At 70.1% G+C, this 23,295-nt stretch carries 29 protein-coding genes and 1 pseudogene; 18 read left to right on the top strand and 12 right to left on the bottom strand.

What is annotated here, in order from left to right:
* Positions 1-106: 106 nt before the first annotated feature.
* Positions 107-922: a GIY-YIG nuclease family protein gene (locus OG322_RS27365; protein WP_329307109.1), complete on the bottom strand. Its 816-nt coding sequence runs from the start codon at positions 920-922 to the stop codon at positions 107-109.
* 154 nt (positions 923-1,076) lie between these two features.
* Here OG322_RS27365 and OG322_RS27360 point away from each other — a divergent pair.
* The 6 genes and pseudogenes from OG322_RS27360 to OG322_RS27335 all read left to right on the top strand — a co-directional run.
* Positions 1,077-2,354, top strand: a pseudogene (locus OG322_RS27360) (Mu transposase C-terminal domain-containing protein); the annotation flags it as partial.
* 298 nt (positions 2,355-2,652) lie between these two features.
* A complete protein-coding gene (locus tag OG322_RS27355) occupies positions 2,653-3,411 on the top strand; it encodes an ATP-binding protein (RefSeq protein WP_329307108.1) in 759 nt (252 codons plus the stop codon).
* Positions 3,404-4,495, top strand: coding sequence for a hypothetical protein (locus OG322_RS27350; protein WP_329307107.1), 1,092 nt, complete (start codon positions 3,404-3,406; stop codon positions 4,493-4,495). Before OG322_RS27355 ends, OG322_RS27350 begins: the two co-directional genes overlap by 8 nt.
* Entirely contained in the window at positions 4,492-4,929 is a 438-nt protein-coding gene (locus OG322_RS27345) for a hypothetical protein (RefSeq protein ID WP_329307106.1), read from the top strand. The genes OG322_RS27350 and OG322_RS27345 overlap by 4 nt, the downstream gene beginning before the upstream one ends.
* On the top strand, positions 4,926-5,738 hold the full coding sequence (locus tag OG322_RS27340; protein WP_329307105.1) for a hypothetical protein: 813 nt from the start codon (positions 4,926-4,928) through the stop codon (positions 5,736-5,738). The genes OG322_RS27345 and OG322_RS27340 overlap by 4 nt, the downstream gene beginning before the upstream one ends.
* A 125-nt stretch (positions 5,739-5,863) precedes the next feature.
* Positions 5,864-6,352, top strand: a complete 489-nt coding sequence (locus tag OG322_RS27335) for a hypothetical protein (protein ID WP_329307104.1) — start codon at positions 5,864-5,866, stop codon at positions 6,350-6,352.
* Positions 6,353-6,356: 4 nt separating this feature from the next.
* Here OG322_RS27335 and OG322_RS27330 read toward each other — a convergent pair whose 3' ends face one another.
* Positions 6,357-6,623 (bottom strand): hypothetical protein, encoded by a 267-nt coding sequence (locus OG322_RS27330; protein ID WP_329307103.1) that lies wholly within the window; start codon positions 6,621-6,623, stop codon positions 6,357-6,359.
* 218 nt (positions 6,624-6,841) lie between these two features.
* Here OG322_RS27330 and OG322_RS27325 point away from each other — a divergent pair, with 218 nt between their 5' ends.
* From OG322_RS27325 to OG322_RS27295, 7 genes are all read left to right on the top strand, one after another.
* A complete protein-coding gene (locus OG322_RS27325) occupies positions 6,842-7,189 on the top strand; it encodes a DUF317 domain-containing protein (protein WP_329307102.1) in 348 nt (115 codons plus the stop codon).
* Between the two features lie 78 nt (positions 7,190-7,267).
* Complete coding sequence (locus tag OG322_RS27320; RefSeq protein ID WP_329307101.1) at positions 7,268-7,438, top strand: hypothetical protein; 171 nt, start codon at positions 7,268-7,270, stop codon at positions 7,436-7,438.
* Between the two features lie 37 nt (positions 7,439-7,475).
* Positions 7,476-7,736: a hypothetical protein gene (locus tag OG322_RS27315; RefSeq protein ID WP_329307100.1), complete on the top strand. Its 261-nt coding sequence runs from the start codon at positions 7,476-7,478 to the stop codon at positions 7,734-7,736.
* A gap of 51 nt (positions 7,737-7,787) precedes the next feature.
* Entirely contained in the window at positions 7,788-8,000 is a 213-nt protein-coding gene (locus OG322_RS27310) for a hypothetical protein (RefSeq protein ID WP_329307099.1), read from the top strand.
* An 89-nt stretch (positions 8,001-8,089) separates the two neighbouring features.
* Positions 8,090-8,419 (top strand): esterase, encoded by a 330-nt coding sequence (locus OG322_RS27305; RefSeq protein ID WP_329307098.1) that lies wholly within the window; start codon positions 8,090-8,092, stop codon positions 8,417-8,419.
* A gap of 105 nt (positions 8,420-8,524) precedes the next feature.
* Positions 8,525-8,752, top strand: a complete 228-nt coding sequence (locus tag OG322_RS27300; RefSeq protein WP_329307097.1) for a MarR family transcriptional regulator — start codon at positions 8,525-8,527, stop codon at positions 8,750-8,752.
* 36 nt (positions 8,753-8,788) lie between these two features.
* On the top strand, positions 8,789-9,022 hold the full coding sequence (locus OG322_RS27295; protein WP_329307096.1) for a hypothetical protein: 234 nt from the start codon (positions 8,789-8,791) through the stop codon (positions 9,020-9,022).
* A gap of 71 nt (positions 9,023-9,093) precedes the next feature.
* Here OG322_RS27295 and OG322_RS27290 read toward each other — a convergent pair whose 3' ends face one another.
* The 9 genes from OG322_RS27290 to OG322_RS27250 all read right to left on the bottom strand — a co-directional run bounded on the left by OG322_RS27290 (position 9,094) and on the right by OG322_RS27250 (position 16,095).
* Positions 9,094-9,498, bottom strand: coding sequence for a hypothetical protein (locus OG322_RS27290; RefSeq protein ID WP_329307095.1), 405 nt, complete (start codon positions 9,496-9,498; stop codon positions 9,094-9,096).
* A gap of 106 nt (positions 9,499-9,604) precedes the next feature.
* Positions 9,605-11,374, bottom strand: a complete 1,770-nt coding sequence (locus OG322_RS27285) for a relaxase/mobilization nuclease domain-containing protein (protein WP_329307094.1) — start codon at positions 11,372-11,374, stop codon at positions 9,605-9,607.
* Positions 11,374-12,030, bottom strand: coding sequence for a plasmid mobilization protein (locus OG322_RS27280; RefSeq protein ID WP_329307093.1), 657 nt, complete (start codon positions 12,028-12,030; stop codon positions 11,374-11,376). Before OG322_RS27280 ends, OG322_RS27285 begins: the two co-directional genes overlap by 1 nt.
* Positions 12,027-12,251 (bottom strand): hypothetical protein, encoded by a 225-nt coding sequence (locus OG322_RS27275; RefSeq protein ID WP_329307092.1) that lies wholly within the window; start codon positions 12,249-12,251, stop codon positions 12,027-12,029. Before OG322_RS27275 ends, OG322_RS27280 begins: the two co-directional genes overlap by 4 nt.
* Before the next feature lie 102 nt (positions 12,252-12,353).
* On the bottom strand, positions 12,354-13,397 hold the full coding sequence (locus tag OG322_RS27270; protein WP_329307091.1) for a DUF2637 domain-containing protein: 1,044 nt from the start codon (positions 13,395-13,397) through the stop codon (positions 12,354-12,356).
* A complete protein-coding gene (locus OG322_RS27265) occupies positions 13,394-13,960 on the bottom strand; it encodes a WhiB family transcriptional regulator (RefSeq protein WP_329307090.1) in 567 nt (188 codons plus the stop codon). The genes OG322_RS27270 and OG322_RS27265 overlap by 4 nt, the downstream gene beginning before the upstream one ends.
* Before the next feature lie 116 nt (positions 13,961-14,076).
* Complete coding sequence (locus tag OG322_RS27260) at positions 14,077-14,781, bottom strand: ATP-binding protein (protein ID WP_329307089.1); 705 nt, start codon at positions 14,779-14,781, stop codon at positions 14,077-14,079.
* Positions 14,781-15,767 (bottom strand): hypothetical protein, encoded by a 987-nt coding sequence (locus tag OG322_RS27255; protein ID WP_329307088.1) that lies wholly within the window; start codon positions 15,765-15,767, stop codon positions 14,781-14,783. Before OG322_RS27255 ends, OG322_RS27260 begins: the two co-directional genes overlap by 1 nt.
* 1 nt (position 15,768) lies before the next feature.
* Positions 15,769-16,095 (bottom strand): transcriptional regulator, encoded by a 327-nt coding sequence (locus OG322_RS27250; protein ID WP_329307087.1) that lies wholly within the window; start codon positions 16,093-16,095, stop codon positions 15,769-15,771.
* Positions 16,096-16,535: 440 nt separating this feature from the next.
* Between OG322_RS27250 and OG322_RS27245 the strand changes: the two genes are divergently transcribed.
* Positions 16,536-16,982 carry a Secondary metabolite protein gene (locus tag OG322_RS27245; protein WP_093798523.1) on the top strand — a complete coding sequence of 149 codons (447 nt, stop codon included), beginning with the start codon at positions 16,536-16,538 and terminating at the stop codon, positions 16,980-16,982.
* Positions 16,983-17,024: 42 nt separating this feature from the next.
* Here OG322_RS27245 and OG322_RS27240 read toward each other — a convergent pair whose 3' ends face one another.
* The gene (locus OG322_RS27240; RefSeq protein WP_329307086.1) at positions 17,025-17,867 is read right to left on the bottom strand and encodes an MmyB family transcriptional regulator; all 843 of its coding nucleotides are present in this window, start codon (positions 17,865-17,867) and stop codon (positions 17,025-17,027) included.
* A 344-nt stretch (positions 17,868-18,211) separates the two neighbouring features.
* Here OG322_RS27240 and OG322_RS27235 point away from each other — a divergent pair, with 344 nt between their 5' ends.
* The 4 genes from OG322_RS27235 to OG322_RS27220 all read left to right on the top strand — a co-directional run bounded on the left by OG322_RS27235 (position 18,212) and on the right by OG322_RS27220 (position 22,102).
* Positions 18,212-18,754: a regulator component gene (locus tag OG322_RS27235; RefSeq protein ID WP_329307085.1), complete on the top strand. Its 543-nt coding sequence runs from the start codon at positions 18,212-18,214 to the stop codon at positions 18,752-18,754.
* A complete protein-coding gene (locus OG322_RS27230; RefSeq protein ID WP_329307084.1) occupies positions 18,751-19,917 on the top strand; it encodes an MAB_1171c family putative transporter in 1,167 nt (388 codons plus the stop codon). The genes OG322_RS27235 and OG322_RS27230 overlap by 4 nt, the downstream gene beginning before the upstream one ends.
* A 19-nt stretch (positions 19,918-19,936) precedes the next feature.
* On the top strand, positions 19,937-21,115 hold the full coding sequence (locus OG322_RS27225; protein WP_329307083.1) for a cytochrome P450 family protein: 1,179 nt from the start codon (positions 19,937-19,939) through the stop codon (positions 21,113-21,115).
* A gap of 55 nt (positions 21,116-21,170) precedes the next feature.
* Positions 21,171-22,102, top strand: a protein-coding gene (locus OG322_RS27220; protein ID WP_266411293.1) for an IS5 family transposase whose coding sequence is annotated in 2 segments (ribosomal slippage) — positions 21,171-21,518 and positions 21,521-22,102 — 930 coding nt in all. Because the reading frame shifts where the segments join, the coding sequence is not laid out codon by codon here.
* Positions 22,103-23,295: the final 1,193 nt, after the last annotated feature.

Here is a 23,295-nt window from a genome sequence, read left to right as displayed (position 1 = left end):
GCGCGTCCGCGAGTTCCGGGACGCCTTTCGGGACGCCTCCGCCGACCTCGGCGCCGCAGCGGGCCGCCGTCCCGGAATCGACCGTTTCCGGGACGGCCGAAAGAGGTCAGGGCCTCAAGGCGTTCGAGTTGTTCAGCGGCGCCTGCCACTGCTCAATCAGCTTCCACGGGCCTCGATTCGGCGCCTTCGGCTTGTGCATGATCTGTTCCACCGTCTCGCTGTCCAGTTCGGACGCGGCCTTGGCATCGGTCATCGGTAGGACGCCAGTCCGAGCAGCGGAGGTGATGGAACTCTTCATGTCCTCCAGCAGCCGTCCGAGGTGGTCTGACAGGAGGTGGAGGAGGTGGACGTGCTCTTGGCGGGCGCGGTCGGCCAATGCCTCGTCCTCTTCTGTGCGTGGGACGAAATCCCACGTGAGCACTCGTTCGGCCTCGGCGCGGACTCGTTGCCCCAGATCCTGGATACGTCGGATCTCCGAACCGAGGGACCCCAGGTGCTGCCCAGCCTTTCTCGTGCTCCGGACAGCCTGAGCGATCTCCTTCTTCCGCTGTGGCACGCTCTTCCACTCCAGGCCGTGCTCGCGGATCACTTCCACCGCGCGGTCCACCAGCGGCTTCGGCTCCACGTCGAAGAAGTAAAACCACTCCAGGTGCTTTCGAAAGAGGTCGAACCAGACGTGTAGCGCCCGCTCCAGTTCCTCGCCTCCCGGGTAAGTCGCCATCAGCTCCAGCGGATCCGACGATCCGTTGTAGATCTTCGGCAGGCGGGTGCCCAGGTCGCTCGTTGTGCCGATCTTGCACTTGCTGCGCCCTCGACCTGGCGTCCTGAACTCATCGACATCATGAGCACGCAGGAGGTACACCACCTCCTCGCCCGCCTCATGAGGACCACCCAGCAGGTACCGCAACTCTTCGCTACCCATGTCGCCGGTTTCCTTTCTACCGATACGGCGGTTGCCGTGATCAGCGTGAACGTGATGAGGAAGCCTGCCCGCCGTTCCTCTCCCGTTCACTCGCACGGGTGAACGGGAGAGGTGTCCCGAACAAGTTTCGGGACGCTGCCGGAGACTTCCGATCATGGAGGGGGCGGGCGAGTCGAAACGGGCTGCGGCGGTGGCCCGGCTGAACCAGCCGCGCGACGCCGAGCAGCTGTCGGCCGCACACGTGCGCCTGGCCGCCGAGGGCCTGGGTGTCAGCGAGCGCACGGTGTGGCGGTGGCTGGCCGCGCCCGCTCGGGTCCCCGAACACCGCGGGCCCGAGCCGTACGTGCTGAGCGAGACGGACCGGGAGGCGTACGCCCTGTACCGGGGGAACGTCGCCGCCGTGCACCGCGCCCGCCAGGCCGTGGTCGAGGGCGACGGCACCACCGCCGGCGCCCCGGTCCCCGACTTCCTGCGTGAGGGCTGGGCGGGCGCCGCGCCGGTCGCGCTGCGCACGATGCAGGTGGCGTTCAACCGCGAGCTGACCCCGGCCGAGCGGGCCGCGTGGAAGGTCGGCGAGTCCGGTCGCCGGGCGAAGTCGGTGTACCTGCGGCGCCCGGACGAGGCCCGGGGCCGGGTGTGGGAGATGGACCACAAGCAGCTGCCGATCCTCGTGCACCCGCCCAAGGGCAAGCCGCTCTCCCCGTGGATGACCACGATCGTCGACGACGGCACCCGCGCCCTGCTGGGCTGGTCGCTGGCGGTGAGCCCGCACGCGGGTACGGTCCTGACCGCGATGCGCATGGCGCTGGTCCACGACCCCGACGTCTCGCCGTTCGGCGCGGTACCGGCCCGCGTACGGATCGACCGCGGCCTGGAGTTCGCCGCCGCCGTTAAGGACGTGATGGCCGCGCTGTGCGTCACCGTCCACCGCCTCCCAGCGTTCACCCCGCACCGCAAGGGCAAGGTCGAGCGGGTCAACCTGACCATCGAGCAGACCCTCATCTCTCTGATGCCCGGCTTCACCGGCGGCCCCCGCGACGCCTCAGGCCGCCTGTACGGGCCGGTCGGCGACAGCCCGGCCGCCAAGCGCGCCGCCGAAAAGACCGGCGGGCCGATGCTCCTCGACGACTTCGTGGAGCGGCTCGCCGCCTGGGTGCGCTGGTACAACACCGAGCGCCCCGACCGGATGCTGGACGGCCGCACCCCGCTGGCCGCCTGGCAGGAGGACGAGGCACCCCTGCACCGGATCGACGCGGACAAGCTGCGCCACCTGCTGCTGGCCGGCGACGAACGCACGATCCAGAAGGACGGCATCCACCTGGGCGGCCACGCCTACGTCGCGTCCGAGATCCACGGCCGGGTCGGCCAGGTCGTCCAGATCCGCTACATGCCGCACGACGACCGGTCCATCGAGGTCTACCTGGGCGGCAAGCATCTGTGCACCGCGCTGCCGACCGGAACGCTCACCGCCGAGCAGACCGACGCCTTCCGCCTCCAGCAGCGCGACGAAGCCGCCCGGCTCGGCCGCGAACGCCGCCGGGCATCGCGCCGGGCCCGCCGTGAGCTCGCGCCGATGACCGGCGACGGCGCCCCGGCCACCGAATCCCGGCTCGTGGCGGACAAGGTCGCCGCGGCTCCTCCCGCCAGGCACTCGACGCCGCCCTGCGCGCCCGCGCCTCCACCTCCCTGCTCGGCATCACCCCGATCACCACGAACGAGGAGAACTGACGATGCCCCGGCACTTCGCCGACCTGACCGACGCCGCGACGCTGCCGACCGGCACTTTCCAGCTGGCCCATCGCGTCGTGGACGACCTAGTCGCCAACAACGCCACCGGCGTCATCCACGGCCCGGCCGGCACCGGCAAGACGTACTCGGTCGAGGCCGCCCTGGAAGACCAGGCACACCGCGGCGGCCCCGCCGTCTGCGCGCTGTCCTTCGCCGCCCGCCCCACCATGCGCCTGGACGCCGACCACCTCCTGGCCGCGCTCACCGGCACCGTCGCCCCCAAGTCCCGCAACCGGTTCCACATCACCAACCGGCTCCTGGACCTGCTCTCCCACCCCAAACGCCTGGTCGTCGTGGATGAGGCCCAGCGCCTCAACAGCGACTGCATCGAACTGCTGCGGCACCTGCACGACGACCCGAAGACGAAGTTCGCCCTCCTCTACGTCGGCGGTGACGGCTGCGGGGAAGTCCTCTCCCGCGAACCGATGCTCCGCTCCCGCGTCTTCCGCCGCCTGCCCTTCCGCCCGCTGTCCGCCGACGAGATCCCCGCCCTCATGCGGGACTACCACCCCATCTACGCGGGCGCGGACGACGCCCTGCTGCGGCAGATCGACGAGCTGTACGGACAGGGCACCATGCGCGACTGGGCCGCCTTCACCCACACCGCCGCCGGACTGTGCCAGGCCGCCGGACGGCCCCGCATCGACGTCGAGGTCATCGACAACGCCCTCACCCTCCTCGGCGGCGGCGTGTATGCCTGACACCAAGCCCGCGGCCCACGTCGTCAACCGCGACCTGCCACCCGGCCCCCGCCTGGTGATGGTCCGCAACCCCGGCGACGACCACCGCATCGTGCGCCGCCTGGTCGCCATCGAAGGCCCCGGCCGTCTCGTCGTCCGCCCCACCCCCGCCGGCCGTACCAGCGACCTCGCCCTCGACATCCTCACCGCCACCGGCCGCAGCCCCACCACCCTGCTCGCCGACCGCACCCCGGCCCCCGACGCATGGCGTCAGGCCGCCGCCCAGCTCGCCGCCGACCAGATACGCCACCTCGTCATCGAGCGCGCCCACCGGCTCCCCGACGGCGCCCTCGACCAGCTCGCCGAACTCGGCACCCGCGCGGACGCCACCGTGTGGCTCATCTGGCCCGACACCGACGACGACGCGTACCTGAAACCGCCCGTGCACGCCTTCCACCACGCCGGCTACCGCTTCCAGGCGATCGACCTCACCGCCTTCGCCCGCGAACTGCCGCCCTCGCCCCGCGCCCTCACCAACCCCCTGCGCGCCGACGCGAAGACCCCGTGGGCCGAAGGCGTCGGCCCCGTCCTGCCCATGCAGGACTTCCCCGTCTTCCTCGCCCACTGCCGCGCGAAGCTGCCCGGCAACACCTTCACCGCCCTGCACGAGGTCTACGGCCGCGAGGTCCACCTCGCCGACCAGTGGCTGGCCCGCTGCGGCCTGACCGAACACCACCACGCACCCGGCAGCGTCCGGCACACCCGTGCCCTCGGCGCCCGCCTCACCTTCTACCTGCGCGACCACCGCATCGGCCCCGCCCCCGACCAGGCCCACGCCCTCGTACGGCTCCGCGCCGTCCAGGTCGGCCTGTTCCTGCGCGGCTACCTCCTGCGCTGGCAGTACGAAACCCTCGGCACCGACCCCACCACCCGCCTGCTCAGCCAGCTCACCGAACGCCTCTGCCACAAGATCCGCACCGTCGCCAACCCCGAAGCCGCCGCTGCGACCGCCCTGTCCATCCACCTCTCCCACGGACCCACCGGATTCGGCCTGATCACCTGCGGCAACACCGCCCCGACGGCAGCAGCATCCGCCTCCCGGTGACCGGCAGCCCGTACGAAGCCGAGGAGACCCGCTACCTCCGCGTCCCCTGGTGGTGGAAGTCCCACCACCACATGCCGCACGAGCTCAACGCCCTCCAGGTCCTCCACCTCGAATCCGACGACCCCGTCCTCCTGCCGGCGCACGCCGCCCCGCTCCTGGCCGCCCACCTCGCCTACCGGCGCAGCCAGGGCGCCACCGACACCGACCCCCTGTTCATCCACGACAAGGACCCGGGCAACAAGAGCCCGGAACTCCACCTGCGCGAAGCAGTCATCCGCACCTGCCACCGCATCCACTTCAACCCGGCCTGGCTCCACCGCTCCCACTGCCGCCACGGCGACGAGACCGGCCATGACGCCGCGGCCGCCGGGTGGATGCACTACCGGGGCCTGGACCTCGTCCCCCTCAGCGACGACGTACGCAGCCGTCTGTGACCGCGCCGACGTCCTCCAGCCGCCCCCTCCGCCGCGAGGGCCCCCAGCGGCGCCGCGAGTCGGTACAGCGCTCCCACGTCATCAAACGCCGGCTCTTGGCCGCGGGCATGACCGGCTGGCAGCTCGCAGACCTCCTCGGTGTCCACGAGCACCAGATCGACCTGGACGAACTCCTCGACCTGCCCGTCCGCGTCCTGCTCGAACTCGCCCGCCGCCTCGACATGCACCCGGCCGACCTGATGCCCGGCGCCGACGACCTCTTCGAACTGCCCCGCCACCGCCAGGTCCTCGACCGCCGCCCGGCCGGCGCCGAACACGACGCGCTCACCGTCATCACCGCGCTCGCGCACGCGGGCGGCCCCCTCACCGACGACGGCCTCGCCGCTGCACTGTCCTGGACCCGCCACCGCACCGACGCCGCTCTCGACCACGCCCGCACCCACCCCGACACCGGCGGTGCGCTCGTCCTTCGCCACGTCCCGCCCGAGGCGTACACCGCCACCCCGCGCCTCGACGTCCTCGCCCCACACCAGGTCGACGCGCTCTCGGGGCGGAAGAACCCCCGCCCCGATATCCGCGGCCCCATCCAGCCCGCCGAGGCCGAGGTCCTCCTGCGCGTCTGGGTCGACGGCGGTATCGGCCCCGGCGACGCCGCCCAGCGTCAAGCCCTCGAAGACCTCGCAGCCGTCGACATGGTCACGCGCGGCGACATCATCGACCGCTTCCACGACAACGTGCTCTACAGCCTGCGGATGCTCTCCGACCCGCCACCGCCTACTGACACGGACTCTGCGATCCCACTGTCATAACCCTGCGCATCCCGCTGACATCTACTCTGCGCACGGCATCCACGGCATGGCCGCTGACTCCGCCCCGGACCTCTCCGGGATACCGCACCCACTCGAAACCGTCCTTGCACAAAGGGAGTTCCGCCATGCCCACCGCCACCCTGCTCGACCAGGCCACAGCCATGATCGAGAAAGCCTGGGGCCAGCCCATCGCAGTCCTGGAAGTCATCGCGGTCCGCCGGCCTTGCGAGGACTCGCTTCTGCGCGCGGCCGTGCACACCCGTACAGCCCTGGCTGTCACCGACAACACGGTGGCCGTCCACCAGGACCGTCTGCACGCCCTGACCCGGCGCGGGTACGTACCGGCCTTCTACGAACTGGACCGGATCACCGACTCGGCAGTCAAACTGCGCGTCGCCCACTCGGAAAGCCATACCTACCTGCACGCGATCAGGGGCGTGGTCGAAGCCCGTGAGGCCGCCGCGCCGGCGAGCCGGGCGTCGGCGGACCGCTTGGCCCAGGCCGCTGTCGCCCGCTCCGGGCACGCGCCCAACGCCCCGGTCCAGATACCCGACCCGCCCGCTCCTTCGGCCGTCGTCGGGCCGCCGACGCCCGCTGCGGGGCGGCGTCGCTGAACGGTCAGGCGAGGTCCTCGTCGCGGTGGGCGTCCTCGGTACGGGGGCCCACGGCACGGGCCAGCTCCTCCAGCGTCAGCTCGACACGCAGGCCGTCCGTTGCCCGGCGCTCCACCACCGTCTCCTCCTCCAGCCACCTGTCGGACTGTGCGCCGACGCCCCACTGGCCGTCGGCGACCATCGCGATGTCGCCCACGGTCCACGGCCGCCCGGCAGCACGGATCTTGCGCTCCAGCCCGGCTCCGTCCCAGTGTCTGCTCGCCTCAACCATCCCCGCTCCCCTTCGGCCCTGTGCGGCCCGTCGCCGCAACCCAGGTACAACAACCGCGTTCACCCATCCATTCCCCCGGCCTGCGGCCACCCGCTGGCGATCTCCAGTTCGCCCACGGCAGTCGTCTCCCCCGGGGAAACGACTACGTACTTCGGCATGTCCCATGTCAAAGTACGGGTATCGGGAAAACCGCAGGTCAACGAAGGGATCGTCCAACCGTGAACACCTCCGCCACCCTCCTGCCCGCCGTCGTCCGCCCCGCCGTGGAAGACCGCCACTGGCTCTCCTCCGACCACTGCGCCGCCCCGGTGCTCGACCTCCTCGACGGCCTCGGCTGGGTGATCGTCGATACCCCGGAGGCCAACGTCCACGCGGCCAGCCCGGACGGCCGCGTCTACGTCGGCTGGCTCCCGGAGGACACCACCGCCTGGAAGCACGGCATCGTCTGGCACGTCCGGGTACAGCCCGCCCACGGTGACGCGTGGGTCCAGGAGTTCGGCATCCACACCCCCTCCGAGACCGTCGCCGGATTCCTCACCGCCCTCGTCACCCACTCCTCGCGCTGACCGCCGAACCACTGGGCGGGCCGGTGATGGCTCGCCCCGTTAACCCGCGCTCGTCCGCCCACCGGGGAGTTCCCACCTATGCGCATGCTCCTGGCCACCCGCCCCGGCTACCGCCGCACCTGCGCTTACGCCCGCCGCTGCACCTGCTACTACCTGCCCGGTCAGTACGGCCGCCGCGCCAAGACCATCCGCCGCCGTGCCGCCCGCCGCGCCGAAGCGCGCCTGTGGCGGCGCGACCTCACTGAATGACCGTGTGCCCCACCCCACCCGCAAGGAGCTGCCCACCATGTCTTTCCGCGCCCCGCTCACCAACCACCACGCCGACGACACGCTCTGCCCGGCGGACCACAAGCACACCAGCTCCGGCAAGCCGCTCCACCCCGACCGCCCCGGCCGTGCGTACACGAAGGCCGTCTGCTCATGCGGCGACTGGGAGAAGAAGGACTGTGGCAAGGGATACGTCAACGAGTGCCGCAGGCGGCATCTCGCCGACCACGCCCGAGAGCCGAAGGTCCTCCGTGATCCGCTCCGCCTCGACTCCTGCTGACGCACCGCCACCAGCCCAAGCCCGTCTTCCCGTACCGCTCTCGGAGGTCCCATGCCCCAGTCCCTGACCGTCGGCCACGTGCTCCGCCAGCTCCAAGGACTCGACCCCGACCTGCCAGTCCGCCTCGCCATCAACCCTGACTTCCCCTTCGCCCACTACGTCAGGGCCGACGTCGTCGTCCGGGAGGGCACGGCGTTCATCGCCGAGGACGGCCAGGAGGGCTACCTCCCGCCGGAGGCGCGCGCCGCCCTCGCCTGGGCCTGACCAATTCCCTCAACACCACGGAGGCTTCCATCTCGTCGCGATCCCACCCCTCGCCCGTCCTTCCGCTGCGCAGCCTCGCCGTGCGCCCCATGCCGGACGGCGTGCGCGGCGCGCTGGTCCAGCGTGTAACCGCCCGGCCCGACGGCCCGCTCGACGTCACGTGGCTCGCCACCAGGGAGTCCAGACTCCCCCTCGGCCGCATCCGCCTGCACTGGGAGCCCGGCTCCCTCACCGGGTGGAACGTCACAGCCCACCTGGGCCTGGCCACTGCCGAGGTGCACCTCGCCTCCTGGCCCGCCGCCCCGGACAACTGGCCGCGCCTGGTCCGTCCGACCCTCCATGAGGTGACCGGTCTGTGCTCCGCCCTCGCGTTCGCCACCAACGCCCTCGACCTCTCGAACCGCCTCGCCGGAGTCTGACCCAGGACCACAGAAGGCCGCCCTACGCCGATCAGCCAGGGGCGGCCTTGCCATGGGCCCGCCCGCGCGTTGCGTACGCTCATCCCGACGAACGAGGAGGACGCCATGGCCGACGACCAGCAGCTCTGGGGCTACACCGAGGTCGCCGCTCACCTGGGTATCAGCGTCGGCGCCGCTCGCAGCCGGAAGAGCCGGGGCAATCTGCCTGTACCCGACGACGACAGCGTGCCGGACCGGCCCCGCTGGAAGCCGGCCACCTTCCAGGGCTGGAAGCCGGTCGGCCGGGGATTTCGCAGCGACCTGCACGGCTCCTCTGGAGACCACTCCGTCTGACTGACCAACACCCTTAGTCGCCCGTAGGGTTCGGCCATGACGACCGACTCGCCGATGCCCTCCCCGCCGTTCCCCTCAACCGACAACGCCGTGCTCCGGTTGATCGTCAGCAACGCCATCAAGGCGGTCCACAGCGGTGAGGTCTCCGTCGAGGGCGCCATCCTGCACGCGGCGGTCCACAGCTGGTACGAGGGACACATCCACGGTGAGGACGAGTGCCCCGGACGCGACTTCCGGGGCGAGCTGCCAAAGGGCATCAAGCGCGGCTGACCATTTCAGAACGCCGAGGGGTGCCACCCGACGCATCGGTGGCACCCCTCGGCGTTTGGTCTGTTGCTCACCTACTCCAGGTAGGTGCCGGCGAAGACGCCGTCGAAGCCGAGTGCGGCTAGGCCCTCCTCCACGCTCGGATAGGTCGTCCCGTTCGGGCCGCCGATCAGGGCGTCGAAGTCGGCGCGGCTGATCTCGGGCTCGAGCCACTGGTTGCCGCACCGGCAGCGGATCCAGACGTTGCGGCCATGGTTGATGAGCAGCCAGTCGCGCCGGGCCCGGCAGGCCGAGCACATCGCGGGTATGCCGCCGAGGGCCAGCTCGTGTGGGTGGCCGACGCAGCGTGTCGCGCCGGGCCCGTCGGCCGGCTGCGTCTCGTACTGGAGCTGCAGCAGGGGGTCGGCGCCGGTGGGAAGGACGGGCAGCGCGGGTGCCGGCTCCGTGATGCGGTCGGTGGTTCTGGGCACGAGCGTCATCTCCCGGTCGAAGGTCCTGTATCCATCCCTAACAGCAGGTTGAACCGGCTGTCCAGGGGGTTTCATGGAGTCCGGGCAGCCAGTGATCGGCCTCCGGATGAACCGATCAGCGGCGCGGTGCGCGGCTGCGCGGGTCGGGGACGGCAGGGCGGACCGTCCCCTCGGGGGCGTTGCGTTCACTGGTGCAGTTGGCCGGGGTCTTGGTCGGGCGGGTGCCGGCCTGCGGGCGGCGCGTAGCTTCGCCCGGGTGGGCGGGGAGCTGGGCGAGGCGGCGCAGGCGCCACACCAGGACGTCGTTCACGTCCTCGGCTGTGTCGAGTTCGCGCATGGCGGCGGCCTGCCGCAGGAGCGCCTCGGGGTCGTGGCCCTTCTGCTCGGCCTGGGCGAGGGTGGCGACCAAGGCGTCGGTCCTCGTCGGTGTGCCGTCTGCTCGTACGCCCTGCTTCGGCAGAACCGCATGGAGGGTGGCCTGGTGTGTCCGGCGTTGGGCCTCGGGGAGCGCACGGCCCTGGTCATGCAGCACGCGCATCGGCGTGGCGGCGGCCTGTTGGTAGGCGGTACGCAGGTGCGCGGCGGCCTGGCGGGAGGCGTGGGCCTGCTGGGCGTGGCCGCGGGCGGAGTGCCAGTGGGCGGCGGCGAGGGCGACCAGAACCAGAGTGGAGAGGAGCATGGCGGTGGTGCCGCCGTCCTCTCCCCTGCCGAGCGCGCCGCCGGCCTGGACGATGCCCCGGGCGGCCGAGCGCAGCGCCCGGGTGTCGGTGCGTTCGGCGCGGACGTGGCTGCGGGTTGCCCGCTCGAAGGCGCGGGCTGCGGCAGCCAGCTCGGCGCGGGTGGCGGCCGGGGAGGTCTGGGCGACCGCGTCCAGGAGTTCTCCGACTCCCACGAGCTGGGCGGCGGCTTCGTGATCGCCGCCGTCGAGTAGGTCGGCAGCACGCTCGGCGATGCCGGTGGCGCTGCGTCGCTCTCGGGCGGGCAGGGGCCAGTCCGCCCGCCCGTCGGCGGCCGGAGGCCCGGCCTGCTCGGCAGTGCCGTCGGCCAGCCGGAGGCAAATCTTCGGGAGGGAGAGGTCGGGGGCCAGTTTGGAACCCGGGTACCAGACAGGTTCGCCGTGGCGGTTGCGGTCGCCGGGCAGGGCCACGTTGTAGCCGAGGGCGTCGCCGGACGGGGCGTGGCGCATTTTGACCCGCAGGCCCGCCTCGCGTAGCCGGGTGAAGAACTCCTCTTCGGTGGCGGCGCCGGCGAGGGCTTGGCGTACGGCTTCGCGGAGCGTCTCGCGGGGGGCTTCGGGTCGGCCGGTGCGTTCGGCCTTGAAGCGTTCGGCGCTGGTGGGGGTCTTGGCTCCGGTGCCGTCGCCGGGCTTGAGCCGGCGCAGGCCCATCTCCTTCTCGATGCGTCGGCATTCGGCCTGGGCCTTTTTGAAGTCGTAGTTCATCCGGGGGCGGCGCAGGTCGCCTCGGACCATGGTGGCCAGGATGTGGATGTGGTCGTCGGCGTGGCGTACAGCGACCCAGCGGCAGCCGTCCAAGTCGCCTTGGGGGGCGAGGTTTACGGCGTGGACTAGGCGGCGGGCAACCGTGTTCCACTCGGCGTCGGTCAGGGTCCGGTCGCCGGGGTCGGTGCGGACCGAGCAGTGCCAGACGTGCTCGGCCGGGGCCTTGGTGCCGGCCTGCTTGACGCGCAGGTCCAGCGCGGCAGCCAGCCGGGCGAGGGTGACCTTCGGATCGGGGTCGGGGCTGGTGTCGCGGCCGGGGTCGGGGGCGAAGCCGTCCCAGCTACCGACGAGGTGGGGCTCGACGTGCTCATCACGCCTGCCGGGGCCGTACAGGTAGACGATCAGGCCGTGGGTTCGCGAGCCGCGCCGGATCTTGGGAACCATCAGCTTCGCCGCCTCACTAGGTCGTCGGCTGCGTCGTCGACACGGGCCATGAGCCGGGTCAGGACGGTGAGCGCGTGGTCGAGTTCGCCGGGGCGGGGCTGTCCGCCGGCGTTGTGGATGTAGGCAATCTGGTTGATGTTGTTGCCGATGCGGGCCAGCGCGGTGCGCAGGGCGACGAGTTCATCGATGGCGGTGTCGAGTCGTTCGTCGGTGTGCAGGATGGTCGAACCGCGGGCGGCGGTGAGGCCGGCGGTGGCAAGGAAGCGGGCGACGGTGATACCGCGCTGCGTGGCGGCTGCGGCGATCTCGGCTTTCTCGGTGTCGGAGAGGCGAGTGGTCGTCTTGCTGGTGCGCTGGCTCGGGTTGCGGCTGCGGCGGCGCGGTGTGCGGCCCGGGAAGGCGGGCGTGCTCGGGCTCGGCTGCTCGCGGTGGTCGGCTTCTCCTCCAGTGACCGGCGCCCCCTGGTGCCGGTTGCCCGGCTGGTCCCCGAGCGCCCTCGCTCGGGGACCAGCCGGACTTCCCCCGCCCTCCTGGGCGGGGGCAAGTGCGTACGACGGGCCGTAGGACCGTCGTACGCGACAACTTGCTCCGCCAGGAGCCGTCGTGGGGTCACGCTGCTGTCCGGCCGTGGTAACCACCTGATCGTTGGTGGTCACCGGCTCGTCTCCGGGTTTTCCTGCCGCAGTTCGCGGACGAGTTTCTCGATCCAGTCCATGGCCAGGACCGGGTGGTGCAGGGTCCAGGGCCGGTCGTGCTGCTCGCGCTGCACGATCCAGGTGGTGTCAGGGCCGGACTGGGCCCGGTGGAGGTGTCCGTGCTGATGCAGGACGGTCAGCCAGGAGTCGACTTCGGCGGTCGTGGCCGGGTGGGTACGCATCGGGTGTTCTCCGCTTCTGCTGTGGCGGGACGCCGGGCGGGCGTAGGGAGCGGGCCACCGGCGGGGTGACCGGCTCGGTCACCCCGCTCCGTGGAGGTTCGGTCAGGGCCGGGAGGAGGTGACCGGCTGGCGGTGCTGCTCGCGGAGCTGGGCCATCAGCGCGGTCAGGGTGTCGCTGGACAGCGGGATCTGCTGACCTCGAATCGCTTGGGCAACCACCTTGCGGGTCAGCTTGTCCTCGGCCCTGACCGCCGACCGGGCGATCTTCAGCAGCTCCTCGGTGCCCGGGTCAGACCGCCGGTCACCGGCTGTCCGGGTGTCCCGGTCAGTGACCGGCGGGGCGGTGACCGCCGCCGGGCTGTCCTCGTCACCAACGACCGAGGCTGCGTCGTCGGGGCGGTCAGTGACCGGCCGTGCCCTGTCCGTCTGTCCCGGCAGGCCAGGGGTTCCGGGCGCCCGGTCGCGGTCGCCGGTGACCGGCAGGCCGCTCTCCGCCGGGTTCGTGTCCCCGGTCAGTGACCGGGTGGTGGCCTGCCTGGTCAGCGACAGCCTGTCGGTCGGGGTGACGACCGGCTGACCGGGCTTGACCTGACCGGCCGCCAGCCGCTGCTGACCGACTCGGTCAGCCCGGGTGACCGCGGTGGCTTCGCTCCGGTCCGCCTGACCGGGGTGACCGGCCTGACCGAGGTTCTCCTGGGCACTGGCCTTGACCGGCCCCCGGGCGATCAGAATGTAGAGGTGGACCGCCCCGGCCAACGCGAGCGGGGCGATGGTGGACAGCACGGCGACCACCGTGTCTCCGAGCCGGAGCCCGGTGCCGGCGACCGTCTCTTCGTTGAGCCGGACCGCGTGGAGGGCGTTGGCCCAGATGCTGGCCGCGGTGGCCGTGCCGAAGAGCGTCCAGACGTAGAGCCGGGCGCGCAGGGGTGCCTCGCGCAGGACCAGGAGGGCCCGTACGCCGTAGGCGATGAACCCGTCGATCACCAGGGGGAAGAGGTAGGTCAGGAAACCGCGGACGTGGATGGCGCCGGCCATTTGCTGGAGGGCGTCGTACGACAACGCGCATCCCGCGCTGCCCAGGGCGATGACGACCGCGCGGTCCCAACCGGATATGTGCGCCGGCTTCGCCAGGCTCGTGGTGGTCATGCCGCCGTCCCGAAGTCGTCACGGACTAGGCGCTCGCCGCTGTTCACGGGTGGCGAAGGGGCCTTCGCCGTCTGGTTCAGGTCTCGGTTGCGCAGGGCACGGCGGGTCTCGCGGTAAAGTTTTTGGGCGTGTTCCTCGGTGATCTTCAGGAGCCAGGCCAGGCGCTGCTCGCTCACCCCGTGGCGGAAGGCGGCATAGACGACTGCGCGGCGCTCGGCCTTGGTGAGGTGGACGTCGCGTCCGTCGATGGTGTCGTTGACGCGGCTGTAGTCGAGGCGGTGGGCGATCTTCTCGTGCAGTGGACGGCGCTCCTCGTCGGTTAGTCCGCCTCGGATGCCGTCGGTGGTGCCGCTCTCCAGGGCGGCGTCCAGGCAGGTCCGGCGGACCGGGCACTGGCCGCACAGGGCCTTCGCGGTGGCGATCTTGTCGGTCTCGTCGGGCTCGGGGAAGAAGATTTCGGGGTCCACCGGGTTGTACTCGGTGCCCTGGCAGACGGCGTCGGCTTGCCAGGTGTGGTCGCCGAGCTGACGGTGGCGGGCAGGGCTGATCGTCGTGTTGGTCATGCGGGGTGCTCCGATCGCTCTCCGCGCGCAGGGGCGTCGGCGGAGAGATGCGCTGGTTTAGGGGGCACACGGGGCGGCGCGCTGGGGCGCGGCCCGGCGTGGCGGTCTGCGGTAAATCAGGCTGCGGTGCGGTGGCGTCTGCGGTCGACCGGCTCGAACTCGACGCGGGTGGTCATCTGCGCGAGCCTGCTGGTGACGCGGTCGCCGAGGTAGGCCCGGAGGTCGCTGATGCGCAGGTTGGTGGTGATCAGGGTCGGGAGCATGTGGTTGTACCGGCGGTTGATCAGCCGGTACGTGATCTCCTCGGTCCAGTCGCTGGCCTTGGCCGCGCCGAGGTCGTCGATGATCAGCAGCGGGCAGCGGCTGACGGCCGCGAGCTCCCGCTCGTTGTCGGCCCCGGGCCGGGGGCGCAGGTCGGCGTACAGGTCGGCGGCGGTGGTCGCGCGCCAGCGCACGCCGACGCCGTCCTGCACCAGCTGCCGGACCGCGCCGTACGCCTGGTGCGTCTTGCCCGCGCCAACGATCCCGGCCATCAGCAGGCTGGGGCCGGTGGTGACCTGTCGCCGGGCTCCCTGGCTGGGGGCGACGGCCGCTTCGGCGACGTCGCGGGCCCAGGCGAGGACCTGGGGGTGGTCGGCGACGGCGGCCTGGTAGCGCGGGGGCATGCCGGCCGACAAGGCGTCCAGCGGGGAGAACGGCTCGGTCTCGTCGGCCAGTGCGGCGACGGCGGCCGGGTCGATGTTGCGAGCGGCCAGAATCCGGGCCATCCGCTCCAGGGTGCCCTCGCCGAGGGTCTGCGGTTCGCGGGTACGGGGGCGCATCACAGCTCCTCGGCGTAGGCGGTGGCAGCGTTGGCCGGGTTGGTCCACGCCTGGTGGGCGGGCACGTTAGGCCGGTTCCCCGGCCGCGCCAAACCGCCGCAGCGCGCGTTCATGGCCTCGTTGACCATGCTGGTCAGCACGCTGGGGTGCTTGGGGTGGGCCGCGAAGTTCGCCAGCCCGGCCCGGATGTGCTCGGGGGCGATGCCCTCGCCCAGGAGCTTCTTGGTGATCCGCCCGAGGTGCCCGATCACATCGCTGGGCGGACGCTCCTCGCAGGCAGCGACGTACTCGCCGACAAGCTGGCTGGCCGAGACACTGGCTGCGGGCGCCGTGCGCCCCGTAGGAGAAGAAGATCCAGGATCCAAGATCCTAGATCCAGGCGCCGAGCCCTCCCCGGGGTTTCGGGGAAGGTTCGGAGAGCTCTCCGAGAATGCGTCCTGACCTGGGGCTTTTGCGCTTGCGCGGCTATGGGTGCCGGCCATTTCGTCGAAGGCATCCTGCTGGGCCTCGGGAGCCCCGCCTGCGTGGTCGCGAAGGGTCGCGGCGGGCTGCGCGGGCAGATCGAGGGCTCGGGGAGCGTTCGGAGAAGCCTCGGCCCGCTTGGCGCAGGTGCCCTTGCAGGGGCCGCACCGGCCGGCAGCCTGGTGCTGCGGGCACGATGGCAGGCGGGACTGGCTTGGCTTGTCGATCTTCTGGTGCTCGGCCCAGGTCACGATGTGGAGGTAGCGACGGCCGTCGCAGCCGGTGTACCGGCAGATCAGGCCGGCGCTCGCGAGCTGGTGGAGATCGTCCTCGACGTGGACCGAGGTGTGCTCGGCGCGCAGGGGCCACAGGAGCCCAGCGATGATCGCGGCGTTGTCGCGGTGCCGTCCGTGGTCGTCGGCCTGCGTGAGGAGGCCGAAGAAGGTCCGCTCGGCCTCGACGCTCACTTCGGCGAGCGACTCGGAGAAGAACGCCTCCGGCTTGATGGTGCGTATCCGGGCCATGTCAGCGGCTCCGGCCAGCGGCGACCAGGTCGCTGCATGTGAGGGCGGCGCGCTGGATGTCGAAGGTGTGCGGCCGGGTCCAGTCCGCCTCCGGCCAGACCCGCAGGATCCAGCGGGCGGCGACCGTCGCCGTCGTCCGGCTCACCTCCAGGGCCTTCCCGCCCTCGTCCCGGATAGCGGCACTCGGGTGGGGCCACGCCCGGCTCGGGTCGGTGAGGCTGACTCGGATCGTGACCGCGCCCGGGATCATCTCTGCGAGCTGAGCAGCGAGACGGTGCTGTCGTTGGGCATCCGGGCAGGCTGGGTTGACGCTCGGCGTGGCGAGCATGTGATACTCCGTTGTTCGTAGGAACGCGGTGCGGCGGTTCTCGTGCAAAAGCCCCGCCGCCCGCGAGATGTGGATCGGTACCCCTCGGGGTGCCGGCCCGGTGCTCGGGAGTTGGTAGCTCCCGGGCGCCGGTCTCATCCATCCCTGTGCACCCTGCGGTCTTCATGAGCCGCGCGTGCTCGTCTCCCTCCCCTCCTGACTGTTCCGTCGGCCAGTGATCTCCGCCTGTGGGCACCAGGACCATATGGCGACCCTCGGCTCAAGTCCAGCTTCTATAGACCAGCCCCCACCAGCAGTGGAACACTGCAATGGATGTTTTCGATGGACAACGTACATTGCAGTTACGTCATCTCGTCAACTGCAATGGCGAGACGCTGGACCTGGCTGACCCTGATCACCACTGAGGTGGATATGATGGCCGCCATGACGGAGATCTGGAGATGACCGAATCGCGCGAGCGCACCTTCTCGGAGTTGCTCGACTACCTGTTCCGAGAGGTGCACCCGAAGGGCCGCGGCCCGTACACCTACGCGGAGGTCTCACAGGGCATCCGTGACACCTCTGGCGTCACCATCTCCGCGAGCGCCATCCAGCAGCTTCGCACCGGCACCAACTCGAACCCGAAGATGCAGACCATCCGTGCCTTGGCCGGCTTCTTCGGCGTGAACCCGGGCTATTTCTTCGACGAGGAGGAGGCGGAGCGCCAGCGTGCCGAGATCCAGTTGGTCGCCGCCATGCGCGACCAGGGGGTGCGTCGGGTCGCTCTGCGCGCGAACGGTCTCAGCGCTTCGAGCCTGAACATGGTGAACACCGTGATCGACCAGGCCCGAAGACTGGAAGGAATGCCCGACGAGTCGGAAGCGTCGGGACTGCTCGACGACAAGTAAGGGTTTGGCCGCACACAGAGCAGCGCGTGCCGCTCCCGTCGATCACGTCTCGGCAGGTTCAGAGTCGGTTTCCATCAGCACGATCACCCGGAGGAGGTCGCTGCGCATGGGCCGCAGGGCCATGATCCGCACGCCGACTACTCGACCCCGATGGTGGGGAAGTCGAAGCTTGCGCAGGTCTCCGTCGGCGTGTTCGACCACCTCGCGGCGGTCCCACATCTGCCGTGCGGCCGGGGAACTCGTGAGGATGTCGCGCTCCAGCTGTTGCAGCGCTTCGTGGTCCGGATGGCGGGCGCGCTCGTAGCGGATCTGCCCTAGGTAGGAGCGGGCCCAGTCCTGCTCCCAGTTCACGAGCTGCTCGCGGGCCTCCGGGCTCAGGAACGCCCACCGCATCTGATTCGCCTGGTGAGCCGCCCACGGAAACCAGTCCAGCAGCGGCTCGTTGTAGCCGATCACGTTCCAGGCGAGGTCCGTCACGAAGGCGGGATCGGGGGCCTGGCCGTCCAGAAACCGCTGCAGCACCTCGTCCATTTCCGCCGCCGCACCAGCCTCCGGAACCGCGGCGACCACCGGCGGATGGCCCACCGCCATCAGGTACAGGGCATCGCGCTCAGCGCGACTCAGCCCCAGCACCGACGAGAGTCGATCGAGAAAGTCAGCGGAGTACTTGGCCTCCATGCCCCGCTCCAGCGCCCCGTACCAGCGTTCACTCACCCCGGTCAGTCGAGCCACGTCACGCTGCGTCAGACCCTTCGCCCTACGGCCCGGAGAGGCCAACCCGGGGATCTCATCGGGATTCACCCGCCGCCGCCACGATCGCAGCAGCTCAGGCAGCGACTCGCCGCCACCTTCGCCACCCGCGACCCGCCCGCCCCGCACGTCCATAAGGGCGAGCCTAGGATGCGCTCACCGGGTGACATGCGCCATAGGGAGTCCAACCTCCCATCCGGTCGATCATGGTTCAGTCATTCAGCGTAGTCAGACATAACGGATAATCAAGTAATCAACTACTCAGAGTGCGGACCGCCTCGCGCCCGAATCACCGGCCCCCTGCGTTTCCGGCAAACGGTGAGGAGGTGCGACCGGGAAGGCTCACCCCCCTCCGTCAATCACCATGCGTAATCGGAACCGCCACTTCCAGGAAGAGTGAGTTCCTGCCTTCTCTTGGCATCCTCGGGGCTTCCGTCCACCCACAAGTTGACGCACCGCCGAGGCCGAAGGGGAGCACCGTGTCCTTGCCAGAAGTCGACACGCGTCGACTGCGCGCATCGTGCGAAGAGCAGATCGACCTCCTACGTCTGCCGCACCGATTCACCACCCGCCAGTTGAGCGAGGCCATAGCCGGGCTTCGCGGGAAGCCCATCGTCCTGCAGCCGCTGAGCACGCTCGGCGCGGTCGAAGCGCCGTGCGGAATGAGAATCGAGACCCCGGACGCCGATCTCCTCTTCTACGAGGAGGGCACGTCCGTCCACCACCAGCGGCACATCCTCACGCACGAGCTGTGCCACGTGTACTGCGACCATCCGGGAAGCCTGGAGGTCAACGCGGACACGGCCCGCTCCCTGGGGGTCAACCCGACGCTGGTGATGCGTATGTCCGGGCGGACGAGTTACTCGACTGCTGATGAGCGCGAGGCGGAGATGATGGCGACGGTCGTCCGCCAACGCATCTACCGCGAACGTGAGGCCCCTCCGCACCGCCCCGAGAGGGGCCCGGACAGCTGGGAAGCTCTCTTCGCCCAGCCCATCAGGAGAGGTCGCCTCCGCGCATGACGAATGCTGTCTTCCTCGGGATGGCGTTGCTGCTCGCGTCCATAGCCAGCTACTGGGTGCTCGGACGCGGAACGCCCCGGCCGACCGGTACGTCGGCCATGGGCACGCTTCTCGGCTCCTTCGCCATGGCCTTCGCCTCCTATGCGCCGCTGTTCAGGAACGTCGCGGAGTCGATCGTGCCGCACGTCGGCCGACTGCTGAGTAACTGCGCTTCTCTGGGTGCCGCCACAGCGGTCCTGGCCGTTTCCTTCCAGCTCAACCTCGAACCCTACGAGGCGCGGCAACGCATCAGGGTCCGTCTCGCCCTGCTCACCGCGTCGGTCGTCACCATGACCGCGCTGTTCGCCTACGAGCAGCTGACAGCTCGTTCTCCGCAGGTCTACGCGCTCTACCTACTCCCCTATACCTCCTTCCTCGGGTTCTCCGTGGTCGACTTCCTGAGGCAAGCCGTACGCCAGTCGAAGGCGACTCGGCGCGACAGCATCCGGGGCGGGTTGCGGGTGGCAGCGGCAGGCTGCGTGTTCGCTCTCGTCTACGTCGTCTACAAGCTGACGCGCACCGTAGGCCTTGGTCTGGGGCTGGGCGACGAAACGCACGCGCAGTGCTCATCGCTCGTGACCTCGACGTGCGCCTTCAGCGTCACCTCGCCGGCGCTCGCCGTCCTGCTGATCTGTCTCGGCCTCACGTGGCCTGCTGTCCTCTACCCGATCAACCAAGCCCGTCGTCGTCGCTGGGAAACCCGGTCCTTCGAGACGCTCCGCCCCCTCTGGCAGGACCTGTCAGCCGCGATGCCGCAGATCGTCCTGTCGCCGGCCGAGGACGTCGAAGGCATCTCCGACGACTCCGACTTCCGACTGCAGCGGCGCGTCATCGAGATCAGCGACGGCATCCTCGCCCTCCGGCCGTACCGGTCGCGCAGGGTGCAGGAGAGCGCGGCGTCGAACCTCCACACCGCTACCGAGCAGGGCGCTGCCGCCGTGGAGGCAGCTGTCGTACGAGCTGCACTGGCGGACTCGAAGGCTGGCCGGTACGCGGACGACGTCGCACCTCCGTCGGTAGACGCCGCCGCCCGCGAGGATCTTCGGGCCGACACACAGTGGCTCCTCCTGGTGGCCGACGCCTACGCCCACGTCGGGCGTGTCGGCGTCGACGGCCGGCCATGAACGATTGGAACCTGAAGACATGACCGACCCGACTCAGGACCCCCGCTTTCTCCAAGACCCCTACCCCACTTACGCGGCCATGCGCTCGGCATGCCCCGTACAGGCCGTACCCAGCGGGTCCGGCGGGCGCCTGAGCTACCTGGTCACCGGATACGCCGAAGCCCGGGAAGCGCTCGCCGACGCCCGGCTCTCGAAGGACACCGCCGGGTTCTTCGCGGGCAAGGAATCAAAGCGGCGCCTCCACCCCGCGGTGGCGCACAACATGCTGTCGAGCGACCCGCCCGAGCACACCCGGCTGCGCAAGCTGGTCACCAAGGCGTTCACGACCGGGGCGGTCGCGGAACTGCGCCCGTTCATCGCCAGGGTCACCGAAGACCTGCTGGACCAGTGGCCTGTCGGTGAGCCCTTCGACTTCGTGACCGGCTTGGCCGTCCCGCTACCCGTCATCGTGATCTGCGAACTGCTCGGAGTACCGGAGGAAGACCGGCCCGACATCCGGCGCTGGTCCGGCGAACTGTTCGCGGCCGGACAGCCAGAGGTCATCGACGCGGCCTCGCACTCCCTGGCCGACTACATGACAGACCTTATCGCCGCCAAGCGCCGACACCCCGGCAAATCGCTCCTCGACCGCCTGATCTCGGCCCGCGACGGCCACGACCGGCTCAGTGAGGAGGAACTGGTCTCCCTCGCGGTGCTCCTACTCGTGGCCGGCCACGAGACCACCACCAACTTCCTCGGCAACGCGACCCTCTCCCTGCTCCAGCACCCGGCCGAACTCGACCGCCTCCGCCAGAACCCGGACGACATCCCTACGGTGCTGGACGAGCTGCTTCGATTCGACTCCCCCGTCAGCACGGCCACCTTCCGGTACACCACGGAGGCCATCACGCTCGGCGGCACCGACATCCCGGCAGGCGCACCGGTGCTGGTCGCCCTCGGAGCCGCCAACCGCGACCCGGAACGGTTCCCGTCACCGGACCAGCTCGATGCGAACCGGGACGCTGCCGGCCACCTCGCCTTCGGGCACGGTATCCACCGCTGCGTCGGCGCTCCCCTGGCCAAGGCCGAGGCCGAAATCGCGCTGCGCGCGGTACTGACACGGTTCCCGGGCCTCCGGCTCGCCGTACCGCCCGACCAGCTTCAGTGGCGGCACGCCCGTCTTGTACGCGGTCTGACCTCGCTTCCTGTCCTGTACTAGGTCCTGTTTCTCGGATCTCCTGACCTGCGAGGGGTGTTGGGGCCAGGCTGGGTTCATGGGCCGTGGGGATCTGACGAATGCGGAGTGGGATCGGCTGGAGTCGTTCCTACCTCCTGGTGGTACGCGTGGAGGTCGGTGGAGCGATCACCGCCGGGTGATCAACGGGGTTCTCTACCGGGTGCGGACCGGCGTGCAGTGGCGGGATCTGCCGGAGCGATTCGGGCCATGGGAGACGGTCTATAAACGACATCGTCGCTGGTCAGCCGATGGAACCTGGCAGATGCTGCTGTCTCGCATCCAGGTAGCCGAGGACGCCGAGGGCGGCATCGACTGGGACGTGTCGGTGGACTCGACAGCCGTGCGAGCCCACCAGCACGCCGCCGGTGCGAGGAAAGCGCCCCCGGCCGCCGTCCCTCAAAGGGGGGCCAAGTGGGGGACGAACCAGGTCGATCCGGTACTGCGGAGACTGACCATCCGCCTGGAGGAGGTGGTCAGGTCGGCGAATGTCTGGGACGTTCCCGCGGAGGATTCACCACCAAGATCCACCTCGTTGCCGAGGGACGATGCCGGCCCCTCGCCTTCGTCCTGACACCCGGACACTACGGAGACGGACCCCAGCTCGAGCGGGTGCTGGAACAGGTTCTGGTGCCGCGAGCCGGAGTCGGCCGGCCACGCACCCGGCCCGACCATGTCTTGGCGGACAAGGCCTACACGTCCCGGAAGAACCGCCGCTACCTGCGACGACGCGGAATCCGGCACACCATCCCCGAACGTCTCGACCAGCAGAGACACCGCAAGAACCGAGGTTCACGCGGCGGTCGGCCTACCGGTTTCGACAGCGAGCTCTACAAGAAGCGCAACACCGTCGAACGCACCATCAACCGCCTCAAAGGCTTCCGCGCCGTCGCGACCCGCTACGAGAAACGCGCCTACATCTACCTCGGCACCGTCACACTCGCAGCACTCATGATCTGGCTCCGTACATGATCCGAGAAACAGGACCTAAGTCGTGTCGTCAAGTAGCGCTACCTCTCGTCGGCCTGCGGAGACGCCACTCTGCGCTCCGACGCAGGGCTGGACGTCGGCTCAAGCGATCAGCGCCTGCCATTCCAGGGTGGGAGGCCTTGCCGCAGCGGTACGGGCTCCGGGCCTGGTGAGGACGGCTGCACTCGTCGCCCTCGACCAGAAGCGCCACCGTGGCCTGCCTCCGTGCAGGCAAACCGAACACGGGTGGACATAGGGGGCGTGGGGGGTCCCCCGGCGTACCAGAAGCCACACCGCCACGTTAGCCGCTCGGACTTGCCACGATTCCGAGGTCGATCAGCGCGCACCTCGTGTCAGCAACACCATTGTCACAGCGGGCGGTTGCACCCCCTCCGTGGGCCTTCCGGGCGTGCCAGAATGTGCAGCGAAGTGCTTACACCTAACGGCAGAGGCCCGCGCGCGTTCTCCATCTCCAACATCCCTACCCCCACGCAGAGCGGCCGCAATTAGAGTGTCGGACGCATCGCTGCGGGCCCGGAGGACAGGCCAGTCCCCCACCTTCGGCGCTGCGCTGTCTCTGGCTATTGGTCCCTGGCCTGTCCCTCACCCCCGGCGCCAAACGGGAGCGAGGCACTACCCACCCGAACCGGGGTTCCCGCCAAACCCGGTTCCAATCGGAAGGATTTTGCGATGGCCAGCAACCTTGACCCGTGAGTCGCAGGCTGCCGATCGCCCTGAGTGCGCTTGCCGCTACCTCAGCCTCGGTCGCAGTCAGCCCCTGGATTGCCGTCGCCGCAGTCGGCATGCCTCTGCTTGTGCTCGTCGGCATTTTCATGCCGGCCGTCTGGTCCAAGAGGCCCGCCCGACGCCGCGATGCCCGCCTTCTCGCTGAACGCATCCTTCGGATGCTAGAGAGGGGGCACTGACGATTCCCTCACGAGCCACACGTACGCCGCCGCAATCCTGCGAGCCCCGTTGCCGTCTGTCGGCGACGGGGCTCGCGCGTTCAGCGGGTCAGGCAGCCCTGGACTCCGCCGAGGTACCGATACCCGGACCGTACGGAGCAGCCGAGTCGCTCTGCCAGCGTCGTGCCGGTGAACTTCGCATCCTCGGCCTGCACGGATGGCCACGGCGTTCTTAACGACGGTCAGCGGGCCGGCCCTCCTGGCAGTGCGCTTCGGAGGGACCGGATCTTA

This window comes from Streptomyces sp. NBC_01260, from assembly GCF_036226405.1.
Classification (GTDB): domain Bacteria; phylum Actinomycetota; class Actinomycetes; order Streptomycetales; family Streptomycetaceae; genus Streptomyces; species Streptomyces laculatispora.
The sequence above is the reverse complement of the archived record's forward strand: the minus strand, read 5'-3'. Positions and strand labels throughout refer to the sequence as shown.